This is a genomic window from Bacteroides graminisolvens, from assembly GCF_963666085.1.
Classification (GTDB): domain Bacteria; phylum Bacteroidota; class Bacteroidia; order Bacteroidales; family Bacteroidaceae; genus Bacteroides; species Bacteroides graminisolvens.
This window is the reverse complement of record NZ_OY762556.1, coordinates 1,429,454-1,446,710: the sequence shown is the minus strand read 5'-3', so window position 1 is coordinate 1,446,710 and position 17,257 is coordinate 1,429,454. Positions and strand designations below refer to the sequence as shown.

Sequence of the window (17,257 nt, the reverse complement as noted above, 5' to 3'; positions counted from 1 at the left end):
TATTTAATAATTTATTATTTCACCGTTATCAACAGCCTTCTGATAAAGGTTCTCTTTCAACTCTTTGATAAAAGTTTGTTTGCTGTGATTCATCAACATCTCTTTCACCTTTACTTGCACAAAGTCAAACGGAGCCAATTCTCCTTTATCCAAAAAGTCAATTACATTTAAAAAATAATGGTAAGCCGTATCCTTCAACTCCATTTTGCGTTTACCGGTCAAAGAGATATGCTGCGGCAATTTCTCCAAAACCTCTGAAGCCGAGACCCATTTATCATAAAAATACTCGTAACTGACAGCGTTCTGTAAGCTATACTTTTCCAAATGGTCAACCGTCTCGGGTGTATCCTTCTGGTACCATTGGCGGACCTTGACCAATTGAGGAGCGTGCAACGGTACTTTGATAAAAAGTCCCTTCAGCACAGGTTCTTCAAGAACAAATAGTCCTTTATTGATTTCGTAATAGTCAACCAAAGCCTGATTGGTGGTATCTGCATTCAGTTTCTGATTCAGCAATTCAGACTGGTAAGCGTTCACAATCAGGTCTCGTTTATAGTTATTGACCATTCGTTCTATTTCTTCGTTGTCCGGTATGTTATTCTTCGCTTTTTCATATAACAAAACAGACTCCGACCACTTTCGGATATAATCTTTCACGAAACGCAAACTATCAGCTGCACTCAAACCAACAGGAGTAGATTTCACAACATCTTCCTTATATAAGAACATGCCGTTGACTTCTACCAAAGGGGTTTTTCCTTTATGTTCCTGCTTCTCTGAGCAGGAAAAAAAAGAAAAGAGAATGATCGCAAATAAAAAAAATCTCATTGCAACTGCCGTTTGTCAAATTTCAATATACGAAGATAACGCAATAATATTTATATCAGTGATTATTAACTGTTTTTAAAACCTCTTGGTTTATTTCAACTTTGCCTTTGGAACGTAGTTTCTTTACCCATTCCTGCTCTAAAAACAATTGATAATCAAACATTACAGGTCCGCGCATATCCTCATATTTCTCGGGTCCTTTGATCTTTTCGCCCCATACGTTCACATAGGGGAATGGGCCCAAAGGTACATCTTTTTCTTTCTTAAAAATAAAATAGTCAACATATTTATTTTCTTCGGCAGCAAAAAGACCGAGTTCATATTGTACATTTAACAGCTGCTCGGGAGTCAGCTTTTCCTTGAGCGACGTTTCCCATTCGTCAAAGTCTCTTTTCTTAATCGCTTTCTTGATTAGTTTGAGCGGTTTCTTTTGTTGAGACATTACCACAATGCCCCGGAATTTAGGTGTGGGCCAATAGTAATCTTTCTTATGCGTCCGGAAGAACTCTTCCAGTTCTGCCTCGTCATCAAGATGATCGCCCCAAACTTCGCGATTGGATATTTCAGAGATTAAAATACCGTCTCGGTATTCCGTCATCAGGTATTTAAAGTCGGGGTATTTTTGTTCTAAACGCTCATCCTCATAATCGAGCAAGGACTTAACAACGAAATCATGGTATTGCAAATTCAATTCACGCGGATGATTCTTTGAAAATAACAGGAAGTCCTGACCGGAGTAACTTTTCTCTCCAATTTTAAAAAGAACACGATCAGTCTGCCCCTGGCGAATCAATTCGCTTACATTTTCTTCGTATGACACAAATTGATATTCTTTCTTTAGCTTCACTACAACCGGGTCACTAATGGAGGCCGTTTTATATCGGTTAGTAAGACGGCGGATCAACTCACCGCGCATTTCTCTGAAAGGGGGGATTGATTTGGAATCAAGCACTTTCACGATGTGAATTCCTTGGGGAGAAAAGAAGGGCTCTGAAAATTCATTTTTATTCAAGGCAAAAGCTACCTTTTCAAATTCTTCGGGCATTTGCAGCCAACTAACCCAAAACTTATTTTTATCGTCGGAATACTGAGCAACATATTGACTGAAGTCGGCAGTGGAATGATTCCTCAACAGTCTGTATATAGAGTCCATTTTACTTGAAGCATTTCTGATTGCGGTAGCCGATGCATTTTGTGGAAGGTATTTAAAAATGTGCATCACCTGAACCTGACTCACCGACACGCTGTTTTTCATGTCATCGTATAGTTTACGGGCTTGCTCTTCTTCGGCAGCAGTATCTTTCAAATAGGACTTTGCCAGAAATCTTCTGTAACTTGCCAGTTCTTCTTTAAATGATTGAGTGGTGTCCATGCCGGCAGACCTGGCCGCACTGACTTTCAATTTGTAATCGATATAAAGATCTAAAAACTCTTCCGGTGTTTTTTTCTCAAGCATAGCCATGCTATTGTTTTTATGAAAGCTATACTCAAACTCAGAACGTGTTACGACTTCACCATTCACCCGCAGAAGAACAGGATCCGATTGAGAGAAAGCATTCACACCGCAGCCAAGCCATACCAGAAACAACAAAACAAGCTTTTTCATATTATAGAAGATTTTCTCTAAACATTAAAACGATGTATATATCAGACAAAAAGCACAAAAACACATTAGTCCGTAAGCGACCTGCGTCTTTGTGCTCTTTTATATTTTTAAAGATAGTTATACCTTACTCCGGACGGCTATAGTTAGGAGATTCACTCGTAATGGTAACGTCATGAGGATGACTTTCCATTACTCCTGCATTGGTAATGCGTGTAAACTTGGCATCATGCAATTTATGAATATCTTGAGCACCGCAATATCCCATCCCTGCACGGAGTCCACCGGTAAGCTGATAAATAACTTCAAAAAGCGAACCTTTGTAAGGAACACGAGCCGCAATACCTTCGGGTACCAGCTTTTTAACATCAGTCTCTCCACTTTGGAAATAACGGTCTTTTGATCCGTTTTCCATTGCTTCCAAAGAGCCCATGCCTCTGTATGATTTGAATTTTCTTCCGTTAAAGATAATCGTTTCGCCCGGACTTTCTTCTGTTCCGGCAACCAATGATCCTATCATCACACAGTTACCACCGGCAGCCAATGCCTTCACCACATCACCCGAGTAGCGCAAACCACCATCGGCAATTAACGGTACGCCGGTTCCCTGCAATGCTTTGGAAACTTCATATACAGCCGAAAGTTGAGGTACCCCTACTCCTGCCACAACACGAGTGGTACAAATAGAACCCGGGCCAATACCAACTTTCACACCGTCCGCACCAGCTTCCACCAACATCCTGGCGGCATCACCCGTTGCAATGTTACCCACCACAATATCTATTTCGGGGTATTTTTGTTTCGCCTCTTTTAATACGTCAATAACTCCTTTGGAGTGTCCATGAGCCGTATCGATAACAATGGCATCGGCACCTGCTGTCACTAAAGCATGCATGCGCTCAAACGTATCGGCCGTTACGCCAACGCCTGCCGCAACTCTCAAACGTCCTTTCGAGTCTTTGCAAGCCATGGGCTTGTCTTTTGCTTTGGTAATATCTTTATAGGTAACCAGTCCGATAAGCTTTCCGTCTTTATCGACTACAGGAAGTTTCTCAATTTTGTATTGTTGTAGTATTTGAGCAGCCGATTCCAAGTCGGTAGATTGATTGGTAGTCACCAGGTTCTCCTTCGTCATAACCTCGTCGATACGTTTGTCCATATTGCGTTCGAAACGAAGGTCACGATTAGTAACAATTCCCACCAGTTTCTTATCATTATCCACAACCGGAATTCCACCGATTTTATATTCCGCCATCAACGCCAACGCGTCATAAACGGTAGAGCCTTGCATGATGGTAACAGGATCATAAATCATGCCATTCTCAGCGCGCTTCACGATAGCAACTTGCTTCGCCTGGTCCTTTATCGACATGTTTTTATGGATTACACCAATTCCTCCCTCGCGGGCAATGGCAATAGCCATTTTGGCCTCGGTAACAGTGTCCATTGCAGCTGTTACAAAGGGAATTTTGAGTTCAATGTTTTTGGAAAACTTTGTCGTTAAATCGACAGTGCGCGGTAAAACTTCAGAATAAGCGGGGATTAACAAGACATCGTCAAAGGTTAATCCGTCCATAACAATCTTATCAGCAATAAATGACATAAAAGTATGCGTTTAAAATTTATTGCGTGCAAATATACGCTTTTTATTCCAGCCTTATAGACTACGACCGTACTTTTTTTTATTAAAAAGACAAAAATAAACGGTGCTCAATCTTTTCAGTATGATTTTTTAAATCCTGATCAGATTGAGCACCGCCCACTTTATTAAACTATTAATTCGCCATTTCAGAGAAGAACTTGATACGAACCAAACGGACTTCTTCTTCCGTAAACTCGTCACCTAGTTCTGCCAAGGCATCCTCCACACCATCGGTTGTCGATTCTTTAAAGTAATCGTAAATGTCAAGCAAGTGATCTTCGTCCATAATTTCATCGAGGAAGTAGTCTATATTTAATTTCGTACCCGAATAAACAATAGCCTCAACCTCATCGAGAAGGTCACTAAATTCAATACCTTTAGACAACGCAATATCATCCAAAGCCACTTTACGATCAATCGCCTGAATGATTGAAACCTTTAGTTTGGATTTGTTAGCAACCGTACGTACCCTAAGGTCCTCAGGTCTTTCAATTTCATTTTCTTCGCAATGCTTTTTAATAAGCACACAGAATTCTTCGCCATAACGTTTGGCTTTACCCGCACCCACACCCGGAATATTTTGCAATTCATCCAGCGTAACAGGATAGATAGTAGCCATCGCCTCCAAAGAAGGATCTTGAAAGATAACATAAGGAGGTACATTCAATTTCTTAGAAAGTTTCTTCCTCAAGTCTTTCAACATAGAATATAAAGCCGGATCCACAGCACATGAACCTCCTCCTCTTGCCGGTGCTTCATCTTCAACTTCTTCAAAATCGTTATCTTCGGTTATCTTGAAAGATTTAGGATGTTTCAAGAATTTGTGTCCTTCATCAGTTACCTTCAAAGTACCATAGTTCTCTACATCCTTACTTAAATAACCAGCGATCAACGCTTGTCTGATTACAGCATTCCACAGTTTGTCGTCTTCACCCATTCCTGAGCCGAAAACCTCAAGGTCTTCATGCAGGTGAGCCTGCACTTCAGAAGTTTCACGACCTTGCAATATGTCAATAATATAATCTGCTTTAAAATTTTCTTTTACCGCTATGATCGTTTCAATCACAGCACACAACGAATCTTGAGCCTCCACTTGCTTTTTAGGGTTTAAACAGTTGTCACAATTTCCACAATTCTCTTCTGTATATTCTTCACCAAAATAATGTAATAGTGATTTTCTTCTACATACAGATGATTCGGCGTATGCAGCGGTTTCGAGCAGAAGCTGCTTGCCTATTTCCTGCTCTGCAACAGGCTTTCCTTGCATAAACTTTTCCAGTTTCTGCAGGTCTTTGTTTGTATAAAAAGTTATGCACTGTCCTTCACCACCATCTCGTCCGGCGCGACCGGTTTCCTGGTAATAACCTTCCAGACTTTTCGGAATGTCATAATGAATCACATAGCGAACATCGGGTTTGTCAATACCCATTCCAAAAGCAATCGTTGCAACGATTACATCAATCTTCTCCATCAAAAAATCATCCTGATTCTGCGTTCTTGTTGCAGAGTCCATTCCGGCATGATAAGCTCTTGCATTGATGCCGTTTGCCTGAAGGATCTCGGCCAGCTCTTCTACCTTTTTGCGACTAAGGCAGTAAATGATGCCCGACTTTTCCTGATTATTTTTGATAAATTTGATAATTTCCTTATCAACATTGACTGTTTTGGAACGTACTTCGTAATATAGATTGGGCCGGTTAAATGATGATTTATAGACCTTTGCATTAACCATTCCCAGGTTCTTCTGAATGTCGTGTTGAACTTTGGGGGTGGCCGTTGCCGTTAATGCGATTACCGGAGCCTTGCCTATTTCGTTTATAATGGGACGAATACGACGGTACTCGGGCCGGAAGTCGTGCCCCCATTCCGAAATACAATGCGCTTCGTCCACGGCATAGAATGAAATCTTTACTGAACGTAGAAAATCGACGTATTCATCTTTAGTCAACGATTCCGGTGCTACATACAACAACTTCGTTTTTCCCGATAAGATATCTGATTTGACTTGATCAATAGCTGCTTTATTTAAGGAAGAATTAATAAAATGAGCAATGCCGTCTTCTTCACTGAAGTTACGCATCGCATCAACCTGATTCTTCATTAACGCGATTAACGGAGAGATAACAATTGCCGTGCCCTCCATTATTAATGAAGGTAACTGATAACACAACGATTTGCCACCGCCGGTTGGCATCAGTACAAAGGTGTCGTTACCATCAAGCAAATTAATCATAATTTCCTCTTGGTTCCCTTTGAATTTGTCAAATCCGAAATACTGTTTCAGTTGTTCCGTTAAATTAATCTTTTCAGCCATTGCATAAGGTTATTTGTTCAATTCCTACGTTAACTATTGCCCGCCTTCCTTAAAAGGGAAGGCTAACAAAGTTATAAACTACTTATTAAAAATCAAGCAAATCGCAATTAATATTTCAGAGCTTCCGCTTTTAAACATTGATTTTTTTGTTGTAACGGATTTGTAAACATCAGGCTGTTTGCAAGCGAGCCATATTGGCTTTTTCCAGCTGAGCCTTAGCGTACTCCAGAGTCACTTCATATTTCTTTTTGTTTTGCGAAGGCAATTCAAACATTGCATCGATCATTATAGCTTCAACGATAGAGCGTAACCCGCGTGCACCCAGTTTATACTCCACAGCCTTGTCAACAATGTACTCCAATACTTCATCTTGAAAAGTAAGCTTCACCTTATCCATCTCAAACAATTTCACGTATTGCTTGATGATAGAATTTTTGGGTTCAGTCAGGATGGCCCGTAATGCCTCACGGTCAAGCGGCTGAAGCGATGTCAGTATGGGTAAACGCCCTATGATTTCGGGAATAAGTCCAAATGATTTCAAGTCTTGAGGCGCGATGTATTGCATCAGGTTGCTCTTGTCTATCAACGTGTTTTTCTGAGTTGCCCCATAACCTACCACGTGCGTATTGAGACGCTGAGCGATTTTTTTCTCTATCCCGTCAAAAGCGCCACCACAAATAAACAATATATTTTTGGTATTAACAGCAATCATCTTTTGATCCGGGTGCTTTCTGCCTCCCTGAGGAGGAACATTCACTACCGAACCTTCCAAAAGTTTCAAGAGTCCCTGTTGTACACCCTCGCCGCTTACGTCACGCGTGATGGAAGGATTGTCACTTTTACGGGCAATTTTATCAATCTCATCAATAAACACGATACCCTTTTCGGCTTCTGCTACGTTATAATCGGCCACTTGAAGCAGTCTGGTCAAAATGCTTTCAATGTCCTCACCCACATAGCCTGCCTCTGTCAACACCGTAGCGTCAACAATAGTAAAAGGCACATGCAGTAGTTTGGCAATGGTTCTGGCCAGAAGAGTTTTGCCCGTTCCTGTGGTTCCAACCATAATGATATTTGATTTTTCAATTTCAACATCATCATTGGTGGTTTCCTGCAACAAACGCTTGTAGTGATTATAAACCGCTACCGAAAGCGATCTTTTAGCCTCGTACTGACCAATTACGTATTGATCAAGGAAGGCTTTGATATCTGTAGGTTTAGGAAGTTCTTTGAGGTTGAGTTCCGTAGCTTCACCTTTATTTTTACCCGACATGGCTTCTTTGGTGATATCGTATGCTTGTTGCGTACACAAATCACAAATGCACCCGTTGATTCCGGTTATAAGGAAACCTACCTGACTTTCATCTCGACCACAAAAACTACACTTCTGTTTCACTGTTTTGTTTGATTTGGAATTACTCATGTTTACTCTTTTGATGGTTTTCTAGACAACACCTCGTCTATCATTCCATATTCTTTGGCCTCAACGGCTGTCATCCAGTAATCACGGTCAGAGTCGGCCCATACTTTATCAAAGTCAGTATGTGCATGTTCTGATATGATGGTATAAAGTTCTTTCTTCATCTTCATGATTTCCCGTGCTGTGATTTCAATGTCAGACGCTTGTCCCTGTGCGCCACCCATAGGTTGGTGAATCATCACCCTGGAGTGAGTAAGGGCCGAACGTTTTTTCTCTGCTCCTGCCACAAGCAATACGGCAGCCATAGAAGCAGCCATACCGGTGCAAATGGTAGCAACATCACTTGAAATAAACTGCATTGTATCATAAATACCTAAGCCGGCATACACCGAGCCACCGGGTGAATTAATATAGATTGAGATATCTTTACCGGGATCTACCGAATCCAGGTAAAGCAGCTGCGCCTGTAATGTATTGGCTGTATAATCATCAATCTGAGTTCCCAAAAAGATGATACGATCCATCATCAAACGTGAGAATACATCCAGTTGCGTCACATTAAGCTGTCTCTCTTCAAGAATATAGGGATTCAAATAATTGGCCTGTGACTGTATCACACCATCTAAAACCATACTATTTATTCCTAAATGTTTGGTCGCATATTTTCTAAAATCATCCATAGTTCTTCTTTTATATAATAGTTATTGATCAGAGAGCAAAGAAACAAAAAAGAACACAGAGACACAAAAGCACAGAGTAAAATTTCATAGGAAATCTCTGCAGCCTTGTACCTCTGTGTTCTTTATCCTTCGTAATATCTAATTTTATTTAAATAAAGCGTTGAATTCTTCTACAGAGACCACTTTGTTTTCAAGTGTCACTTTTCCCTTCAATACTGCAGCTAGTTTAGCTTCAACCACGCGGTTCACCAAACCATCAATGCTTTCTTTCTTCTTCAACATTTCTTTGGCATAGTTTTCAAGAATGTCTTCGGGTACGCTTAGCATGCCATATTGAGCGAACTGAGCTCTTGTAGCATCTTTAGCCATGTTGAGAACATCTTCTTGTTCCACTTTGATTTCAGCTTGCTGAACCAACTGTTCTTTAATAAGGTGCCAAGTTAATTCTTCAACACTTTTATCGTAGTTTTCGTTCACAAACTCTTCGCCTTTATCGGTATTGTTCAGTAACATGATTCTTTTAAGCAAAGCATCCGGATACTCTAACTTACCAACTTTAGCTTCTATCACCTTACGTGCGTCTAAGAGGAATTTGTAATCGCTGTCGGCAACAAACTGCGAAGCAATGCTTTCTTTTACTTTAGCACGGAATTCTTCTTCTGTTGTAACAACATCTTTTCCGAAAACCAAATCAAACAATTCCTGATTCAGGTCACCCTCAACGAAGCGGGTAATTTCTTCTACCTGGAAACTGAAGTTCGATTTAACTTCGGCTGCTGCTTCTTTATCTATTTTCAGCAAAGAAGCCATTTCAGCATCGTGGCCTTCATAAGCTTCGTTGGGATTGAAAGTCAAGACATCATTCACTTTTGCTGCTGCAAAAATGGCTTTCTGTGCTTCGTTCTTCATATAAGAAGGCATCATAACAGCTCCTTCAACCTGAATTCCACCTTCTTTGGTGTTTCCGGCCTCATCGAGTTCAGCCAAAAGACCTTTCAACATATCATTTTCCTGGTAAGCGTCTACCTGGTCATACTTGCCGTTACGTTGAGTATAAGATTTAATTTGGTTATTAACCATTTCATCCGTTACATCGACAGTATAGTAATCAACCTTATCGGTAGCAGCAACTTCTGCTTTAAATTCAGGAGCCAATGCAATATCAAACAAGAAATCGAATTCTTCCATTGTATCGAAATCAATTTGGGGTTGTTTGTCTACATTAGGAAGTGGTTCGCCCAGAATATTCAAGTTGTTTTCTTTAATATAACCGTATACTCTTTCAGAAAGTAATTTGTTTACTTCTTCTGCCATAACGGATTTAGCGTACATCTTCTTTACAAGGCTCATAGGGACCATTCCTTGACGGAAGCCCGGAACTTGCGCTTTCTGACGAATGTTCTTAAGCGATTTCTCAACTTGTTCCTGAAAGTCTGCTTTCTCAAGCTTGATTGTAAGTAATGCACTTACTTTGTCAATGTTTTGTAATGAAACGTTCATTCCGACAATTATTTATTTGATTTATACTTTATTCTATATCTTATAAAGAGCGTGCAAAATTAGTGCTAATCTTTCAATTATCAAATAACATTTATGAATTATTTGTGTATCAACCCCTTTGGAAGATATTCTCAAGGGCATTTTCATTTAAAATATGAATCTCTTTGTCTCTGATTTCAATTAAACCGTCGGTTTCGAAACTCTTCAAAACCCGAATAGCGTTCTCCGTGCTTACGGATGCAAACTCGGCAATGTCTTTTCTATTCATAAATTCAAAAACATTGCAATCGGCGGTATTGAATGAGTTTAGGTAGAGAAGAGTCCGGGCCATCTTGCCATGCATTTGCTTATACAAATGGCTGTGAAGCATTGAAAAGAAACTATTTTCAAGTTCACTATAGCGATGAATCAGTTGAAAACTCATATCGGGGTTTTCTTGTATGACTTGCAACAGATATTCGCGGTCGAACAGGCAAAGGGTTACCTGACTAAGGGCCATTACGGAATAATTGCTGACTTTGTTATTAAACAGTCCCGACAGGGCCACAAAATCGCCTTTACCTACCAGTCTTAAATTCGTATTCTTCCCGCCGTTGCCTTCTATGTATTCTTTAATGAAACCATCGAGCACAAACATCACCGAAGGAGCAAATGTCCCTTGCTTACTGATGATGTCTCCTTTCTGAAAAGTGATTTGTCGTTTGTGAGCTTCCAGGTCCTTCAACCTTTCCTCGGAAAGATTAGCAAAACAGCTTGCTCCTAACTTGATAACGGGAAATCTGGCTGCCAACTCAACTTTATTCATATTTTCATGCATTAACTCATTATCCAGGCAAAAATGCACTGGTCGCACAAAAATATAAAAATCTGCCCGAAACAGCAACGAGATGCTATGCAAAAAACCTCTTTATGTTTTTTAAAAAGATAAAGGCGTTTTTTAAAAACATAAAGAGGTTTTAAGGCAAACTATTAAGCGTTTATTTGGCGCGCTGTGAGCGTGATGTAAAATAGTCAATGATCAGCTCCAGGGGGCAAAACTTTGTAATGGACGACTGTAGTAAGTTGGCTCCGACAAACAAGGTCAGAAACAGCCATTTCAAAGCGACAAAATAGGCCAGCGCCACACTAACAAGAATCATTGTTCCTGCTACGAAACGTACTATTCGTTCTTTCATCTTTCTTCAATATTTATCGTTACTCAACTTTCAAAAACTCATCCACATTGAGAATGTATGCACGCACCGGGAAGCGCGACTGATTGCATTCGTTACATTCCTCAATAATCTCGATAGCACGGTGTGCCGATTCGGCACTCGTAAAGCTGAACATGACAATGGAATTGGTCTTTCCGTTATCAGATCCAAACCAACCTACATTGTATCCTCTTTTTTTGTATCCGGTAATATCACCTACGCTGAATATCTCCACACCGGCTTTCTCCAGCATCTTGGCTACTTTATCTTGAATTTCGCGGATACTTAAAACAACCAATAACTTCATCATACGCTTATTTAATTTTATTTCTCAACATTTTATAATAGAGCAAAGGCACAACGACCAAGGTAAGCACGGTAGATGTAATTGTACCTCCCATTAAAGAGATGGCCAGACCTTGAAATAGCGGGTCGAACAAAATAACAATTGCACCCAGTACAACGGTTCCTGCCGTTAGAACAATGGGAAGTGTACGCACTGCACCGGCTTCAATAACAGCTTCGGTCAGTGGTATACCCTCTTTGAGTCTGATATCAATAAAGTCAATCAGCAGAACTGAATTACGCACCATCACTCCCGCCAAGGCAATAAACCCGATCATTGATGTGGCACTGAAATACGCTCCCATGACCCAATGCCCCACAACAATACCAATTAATGAAAGAGGAATAGCAGTGAGCATCACAACAGGCACCATAAAACTTTGGAACCACCCTACTATTAAGAGGTAAATTATGATTAGAGCTACCGCAAACGCAATACCTAAGTCACGAAAGACTTCATACGTAATTTGCCACTCACCATCCCATTTCATGGAATAATTATCTTCGGTCTCGGGTTGCGAACTATTAAGCACAGTGAGATCATAGCCCGAAGGAAGTTTGATCTCTTCCAACTTCTTATTGACATCCATCATGGCATAAATAGGACTCTCCAGTGAACCAGCTAAGTCGGCTGCTACCATAACGACTCTTTTCTGGTCTTTTCTCCAAATGCTTTTTTCCTTAATAACTTCTTTCACCTGAGTGACATCACCCAAGGAAACAACTTGGCCTTGCATGTTCTGCACCGGAAGACTCTTTAACGCTTCCACGGAGAATTTATCGGCATTGTTCAATTCCAATTGAATAGGTATGGGCGATAACGTATTTTCCTTGTGCAATACGCCCACGTTTTTGCCGGAGACAGCCGCTCTAAGGTTTTCTGTAATTTTCGCAGGGGCTACTCCACGTAGCATGGCCTTTTCTTTATCCACATCAAAACGAATTTCTGTCTGATCGTCTTCAATGAACACATCGGTGTCAACCATGCCTTCTGTCTGATCAAATATGGCTTTTATTTGGCGAGCCACATGAATTTGTTCCTGATAATCGGGACCGTAAACCTCGGCCACGATGGTTGAAAGCACCGGAGGTCCGGGGGGCACTTCAACTACTTTAGCATTGGCTCCCCAGCGTTTGGCAATTTCCTGAATCGGCTGCCGCATTTTTTTTGCAATATCATGGCTTTGAGCACTTCTATCGCCTTTGTCAGTTAAGTTCACCTGTATATCGGCCACATTCTCGCCTTTTCTCAAATCATAATGACGCATGAGGCCGTTAAAACTAATCGGGGCCGACGTGCCCACATAAGTCTGACAGTTAAGTACTTCGTCTTGTGTGCTCACAAAAGCAGCAATCTCTTTTGTGACAGCAGCCGTTTCTTCCAGTGTAGCCGTTTCGGGCATGTCAATAACCACCTGAAACTCATTCTTGTTATCAAAAGGTAACATTTTCACTGGCACTACCTTGAGAAAGAATAAAGAAACCGATGCAATAAGCAAAACCAAGGTTGTCAGCATAAACACCCAGCGCTTTCTGCGTGAAGCAAGCATTGGGCGCATGCTCCATGAATAAAACTTATACAGACGGGTTTGGGTGATATCGTAATCTTCCGGTTCTGTTTCCTTCTTGCTTTCCTGTTGTTTATCATCCTTATGCTTGAGGAATATGTATCCCAAATAAGGGGTCAGTGTCAAGGCAACGATGAGTGAAAACATCATGGCAATGGAAGCACCAATAGGCATCGGGCTCATGTAAGGTCCCATAAGACCGGAGACAAAAGCCATAGGCAGCACTGACGCTACGACGGTGAATGTGGCAAGAATGGTTGGGTTACCCACTTCATTAATGGCATAAAGCGCTGCTTGGCGGAATGACAAATACTTCATTTTAAAATGCCGGTGCATGTTTTCGGCTATGATAATGGAATCGTCGACCACGATACCGGTCACAAAAACCAAGGCAAACAGCGTAATGCGGTTCAGCGTATAATCCATGAAATAATACGCAAACAGGGTCAGGGCAAATGTGATAGGAACCGAGAGGAACACAACCAAACCACCTCGCCAGCCCATAGCCAGCATCACAAAAAGAGTAACGGCAACAATGGCTCCAACCAAGTGGATTAGTAGTTCGGACACCTTTTCAGAAGCCGATTCTCCATAGTTACGTGTCACCGTGATCTGTATGTCCGGTGAGATGGATTCTTTTTTCAGGTGTTCCACTTTACTCAATATCTTCTCAGACAAATGCATGGCATCTGTGCCTTCTTGTTTGGAAATAGCTAAAGTAACCGCCGGATAGTCTGACGGGCTGGCCTTTTTCAGTTCATTATCTGCTTCCTTTCCATAAGCAAACGATACGTATTGAGTGGGAGAAGTAGCAGGTCCTTCGGTGATTGTAGCAATAGAAGACAAGTAAACCGGGTAGCCTTTGTTCATGCCCACTACCAGCTTCTCAACATCTTCACGTGTTTGAAGAAAGTTGCCCGAAGTCACAGCGAAAGTTTCATTACCTGAATAAATATTACCCGCCTGCATCTGAAAATTGGCTGCCTGCATATATTGCCCTATGGAAGCCATATCCAGATTGACACCGGCCAGTTTCTCCTTATCTATTTTTACCGTAACCTGACGAGAACGTCCACCTATTATATCAACATTGGTAACATATTGTATCTTCTTTACTTCGTTACGAATCAGTTCGGCTTGCTGGCGCAAGGTATAGTCGCTGTTGTCTTTACTCCACAACGTTAACGCCAGAACCGGCACATCGTTAATAGAGCGTGTTTTTATTAACGGCATGCTCACACCCTGGGGCATTTTATCCATGTTCTTCATCAACTCGTTGTAGAGGTTGACCAGCGATTTTTCAAAATCCTGTCCGACATAGAACTGTACGGTAAGCATGGCCTGATCTGCCATTGAGGTAGAAACAACATGTTCTACACCGTTTATATTGGAAAGGGTTTTCTCCAAAGGAGCTACCACTTTCGTTTCCATTTCAGTGGGCGTAGCACCCGGCATGCCAATAAAGATATCGGCCACGGGTAAGTTTATCTGAGGTTCTTCTTCTCGGGGAATAAGGTATACGCTATACGCCCCAACCAGGACAAAGGCTACCATCAATAGTAGCGACAACTTACTTTGTAAGAAGCCTCCTGCAATTTTTCCGGCAATTCCTTCTTTCATGTTCTATTTCATTTGCTGGTTTGCACTTTCATTCCATTCTCAAGTCGTTTGCCCTCCGGTAGAATAACCCGATCGTCTTTCTTTAAACCCGAAAGAACTTCTGTCTGATCGCCTACCGTCTGTCCTAAACGCACCCACCTTAATAAGGCTGTTTCTGAAGAAGAAACCACATAAACACCAGTTAAGCCATCCTTATCAATAACAGTTTGGGAAGGAATTAATAAGTTATGCTGCTGAACAGCCGACTGGCTTGTTTCTATCGGAACCAAAATATTAGCATACATACCCGAATAGAGTTTGACCTTTTGCTCTGCGGGGACTTCAACAGTCAGTTTATATTGACCACCGGTTTCAACTGAAGAGCGACTTATCTCCGTAATGGGTGCTTCAAATGATACATCGACAGATTTCACACGCACTATGGCTTTCATACCTTTCTTTATCTTAGCGATATCCGATTCCGTTATGGAACTTTCTACTACCCAATCGCTTCCTTTTTCAACCACAATTAAGGGCATTCCGGGGTTAGCTAATGCGCCCAAATCAATATTGATTTGCGAAATCACCCCACTAAATGGTGCAGTAATCTGAGTATAAGCCTGGTTGGCCTGTACTTCTTTTTTCATCTGTCTGGCCATATCCAGTTTGGATTTCATTGATTGCATTTGCAAATGCACATTCTCATATTCTTTAGTAGAAACTGTTTTGCGAGACAGCATAGCCGCAAATCTTTCTTCATCTTTTTTGGCTAAATCATAAGCCGCCTGAGCCTCGCGAATCATCGCTTCAGCTTGAGCCTTTTTGGCTCCTAATTCTTCGTCGGAAATCGTTAACAATAACTGGCCTTTCGACACGGTATCACCTTTCTTCACCTTGATGGAGGTAACTGTACCCATCATACGAGTACCTAAACGAGCAATTTCTTTAGACTGAACTTGTCCGTTGCCAACAACACCTGTCTGACTCTGATATATAGGATATACAATGGCTACTTTGACGGGTGCACCTTGAGCTTCATTGTTATCTTTATTGCCCGAACATGCAACAAAAAGAGTGGCAGTAAGCGTAAGCACAGCAAAAGTTATGAATGTAATCTTTTTCATATTTGTATTTTTTTATTCGTTTGTAGATGTTAGGAATGCCAAATAGGCAATAGTCAGATTCTTTTTGAAATGCACCATCTCTCTCATTAAGCCCGATTGGGCCAGCTGAGTTTGAATCCTTAATAAATCAGGGGTTGTTGATAACCCTTGGGAATATCTGTCTGTTTGAATAAACAAGGCTTCTTCGGCCTGTTTCACCATAGACTCGGCTTGTTCTACTTCAAAAGTAAGGTCGGCCAATTGTCTCCTTGTTTTTTGGTATTCAACTTCGGCCTGCGACTTGGTTTCGTTCAAACGACTAATCATTTTTTGCTGTTCCAGCTTGGAAGCTTTTATTTTATGCCAGTCTTGCGTTCCTGAGAAGATTTTCCACGACAACCGTATGCCGGCAAAATAGCTGTCAGAGTTGAAACGGAAGGGTTTCACGTCATTGAACTGATAATTTCCAAATGCATTAATTCTAGGTATGAGGGACATTTTGTCTGATTTCAATTGATTTGTTGCGGCCGATAAACCGGCTTCATACGCCGCGACATCAGAACGCAAATTCACAGATAAAGGCTGAACGCGTGTCTCATCAAATTGCACAGCATCAACGTGGTACATCAGTCCGGGCTTTTTCCCCATCAGGAAACCCAGTTGATCAGAAGCGTTCATTATATTGCTTAGTGCAGTCTGATAATCTGTTTGCATTTTATTCTGAAAGACTTTGGCTTCCAAAAGGTCGGCTTTCTGTATTAAGCCGTGTTCATACATATCTTCAGCACGTGTCACAAAAGCATCGGCCGTTTTCAAGGCACTGGCAAGCACCTCTTTGTTCTTATAAGACAATTGAATTTCAAGATAAGCCTTTTTCACTTGAAAGAGCAAGAACTCCTCTTGCCTTCTCTTGGACCACTCCTGCATTTGAGAGTAGTTTCGGGCTGCACTCCGCTGATAAATAGCATCTAAATTAAAGATGGGCTGAGTTACTTCTATTTGTCCCACAAAATCCTTATTAAACCCGGGGTTATTCAATCTGGCAGGATCAAAATCTGTAGCTTCCACACTCTGTTGTTGTAACTTAAACCCGAAAGCATTTAATGGATTATTAGTAAAATAGCCGGTATAAGACAACCCTACCTGAGGCATGAAAACAGCATCGGCACCGCGACTGTTTTCTTTTGCAATCCTGGCCGAATAGGTAGCCTGCTTCAATGATTCGTTATGTAAAATAGCAGAATCAATGGCTTGCGTCAAAGAGATGTGTACCTCATCAATCTGTGCTTTTACTGTCAAAGGTATTAAAAGCAGTAAAAGGATCTGTAAACGAATGTTTTTTGTCTTTCTCATATCTTGTTCTTTTTTCTGCAAAGATAACAAGTAAGAGAATCATTTAGTTTAGTTTTAACCTGCTATGCATCAGGGGATAAACTGTTGTGCAACAGGAGTATTAAATAAC

13 protein-coding genes are annotated in these 17,257 nt (G+C 41.1%); all 13 read right to left on the bottom strand.

Going from position 1 to position 17,257, the window contains the following annotated elements; genetic code table 11:
- Positions 1-3: 3 nt before the first annotated feature.
- Entirely contained in the window at positions 4-828 is an 825-nt protein-coding gene (locus ACKPCE_RS05935; protein WP_319504492.1) for a peptidyl-prolyl cis-trans isomerase, read from the bottom strand.
- 55 nt (positions 829-883) lie between these two features.
- Positions 884-2,434: a peptidylprolyl isomerase gene (locus ACKPCE_RS05930; protein ID WP_319504491.1), complete on the bottom strand. Its 1,551-nt coding sequence runs from the start codon at positions 2,432-2,434 to the stop codon at positions 884-886.
- 124 nt (positions 2,435-2,558) lie between these two features.
- Positions 2,559-4,034 (bottom strand): IMP dehydrogenase, encoded by a 1,476-nt coding sequence (gene guaB, locus ACKPCE_RS05925; protein WP_027318080.1) that lies wholly within the window; start codon positions 4,032-4,034, stop codon positions 2,559-2,561.
- A 172-nt stretch (positions 4,035-4,206) separates the two neighbouring features.
- The gene (gene recQ, locus ACKPCE_RS05920; RefSeq protein WP_319504490.1) at positions 4,207-6,387 is read right to left on the bottom strand and encodes a DNA helicase RecQ; all 2,181 of its coding nucleotides are present in this window, start codon (positions 6,385-6,387) and stop codon (positions 4,207-4,209) included.
- Positions 6,388-6,556: 169 nt separating this feature from the next.
- A complete protein-coding gene (gene clpX / locus ACKPCE_RS05915; RefSeq protein ID WP_319504489.1) occupies positions 6,557-7,810 on the bottom strand; it encodes an ATP-dependent Clp protease ATP-binding subunit ClpX in 1,254 nt (417 codons plus the stop codon).
- A 2-nt stretch (positions 7,811-7,812) separates the two neighbouring features.
- Positions 7,813-8,487, bottom strand: coding sequence for an ATP-dependent Clp endopeptidase proteolytic subunit ClpP (clpP, locus tag ACKPCE_RS05910; RefSeq protein WP_024997551.1), 675 nt, complete (start codon positions 8,485-8,487; stop codon positions 7,813-7,815).
- 144 nt (positions 8,488-8,631) lie between these two features.
- Positions 8,632-9,987, bottom strand: coding sequence for a trigger factor (gene tig, locus ACKPCE_RS05905; RefSeq protein ID WP_319504488.1), 1,356 nt, complete (start codon positions 9,985-9,987; stop codon positions 8,632-8,634).
- A gap of 109 nt (positions 9,988-10,096) precedes the next feature.
- The gene (locus ACKPCE_RS05900; protein ID WP_158332570.1) at positions 10,097-10,792 is read right to left on the bottom strand and encodes a Crp/Fnr family transcriptional regulator; all 696 of its coding nucleotides are present in this window, start codon (positions 10,790-10,792) and stop codon (positions 10,097-10,099) included.
- Positions 10,793-10,964: 172 nt separating this feature from the next.
- The gene (locus ACKPCE_RS05895) at positions 10,965-11,162 is read right to left on the bottom strand and encodes a YgaP family membrane protein (RefSeq protein ID WP_319504487.1); all 198 of its coding nucleotides are present in this window, start codon (positions 11,160-11,162) and stop codon (positions 10,965-10,967) included.
- Positions 11,163-11,181: 19 nt separating this feature from the next.
- A complete protein-coding gene (locus ACKPCE_RS05890) occupies positions 11,182-11,490 on the bottom strand; it encodes a hypothetical protein (protein ID WP_226992586.1) in 309 nt (102 codons plus the stop codon).
- A gap of 4 nt (positions 11,491-11,494) precedes the next feature.
- Complete coding sequence (locus tag ACKPCE_RS05885) at positions 11,495-14,713, bottom strand: efflux RND transporter permease subunit (protein ID WP_319504486.1); 3,219 nt, start codon at positions 14,711-14,713, stop codon at positions 11,495-11,497.
- Between the two features lie 8 nt (positions 14,714-14,721).
- A complete protein-coding gene (locus ACKPCE_RS05880) occupies positions 14,722-15,816 on the bottom strand; it encodes an efflux RND transporter periplasmic adaptor subunit (RefSeq protein WP_319504485.1) in 1,095 nt (364 codons plus the stop codon).
- Between the two features lie 12 nt (positions 15,817-15,828).
- A complete protein-coding gene (locus ACKPCE_RS05875) occupies positions 15,829-17,148 on the bottom strand; it encodes a TolC family protein (protein WP_319504484.1) in 1,320 nt (439 codons plus the stop codon).
- Between the last annotated feature and the right edge of the window lie 109 nt (positions 17,149-17,257).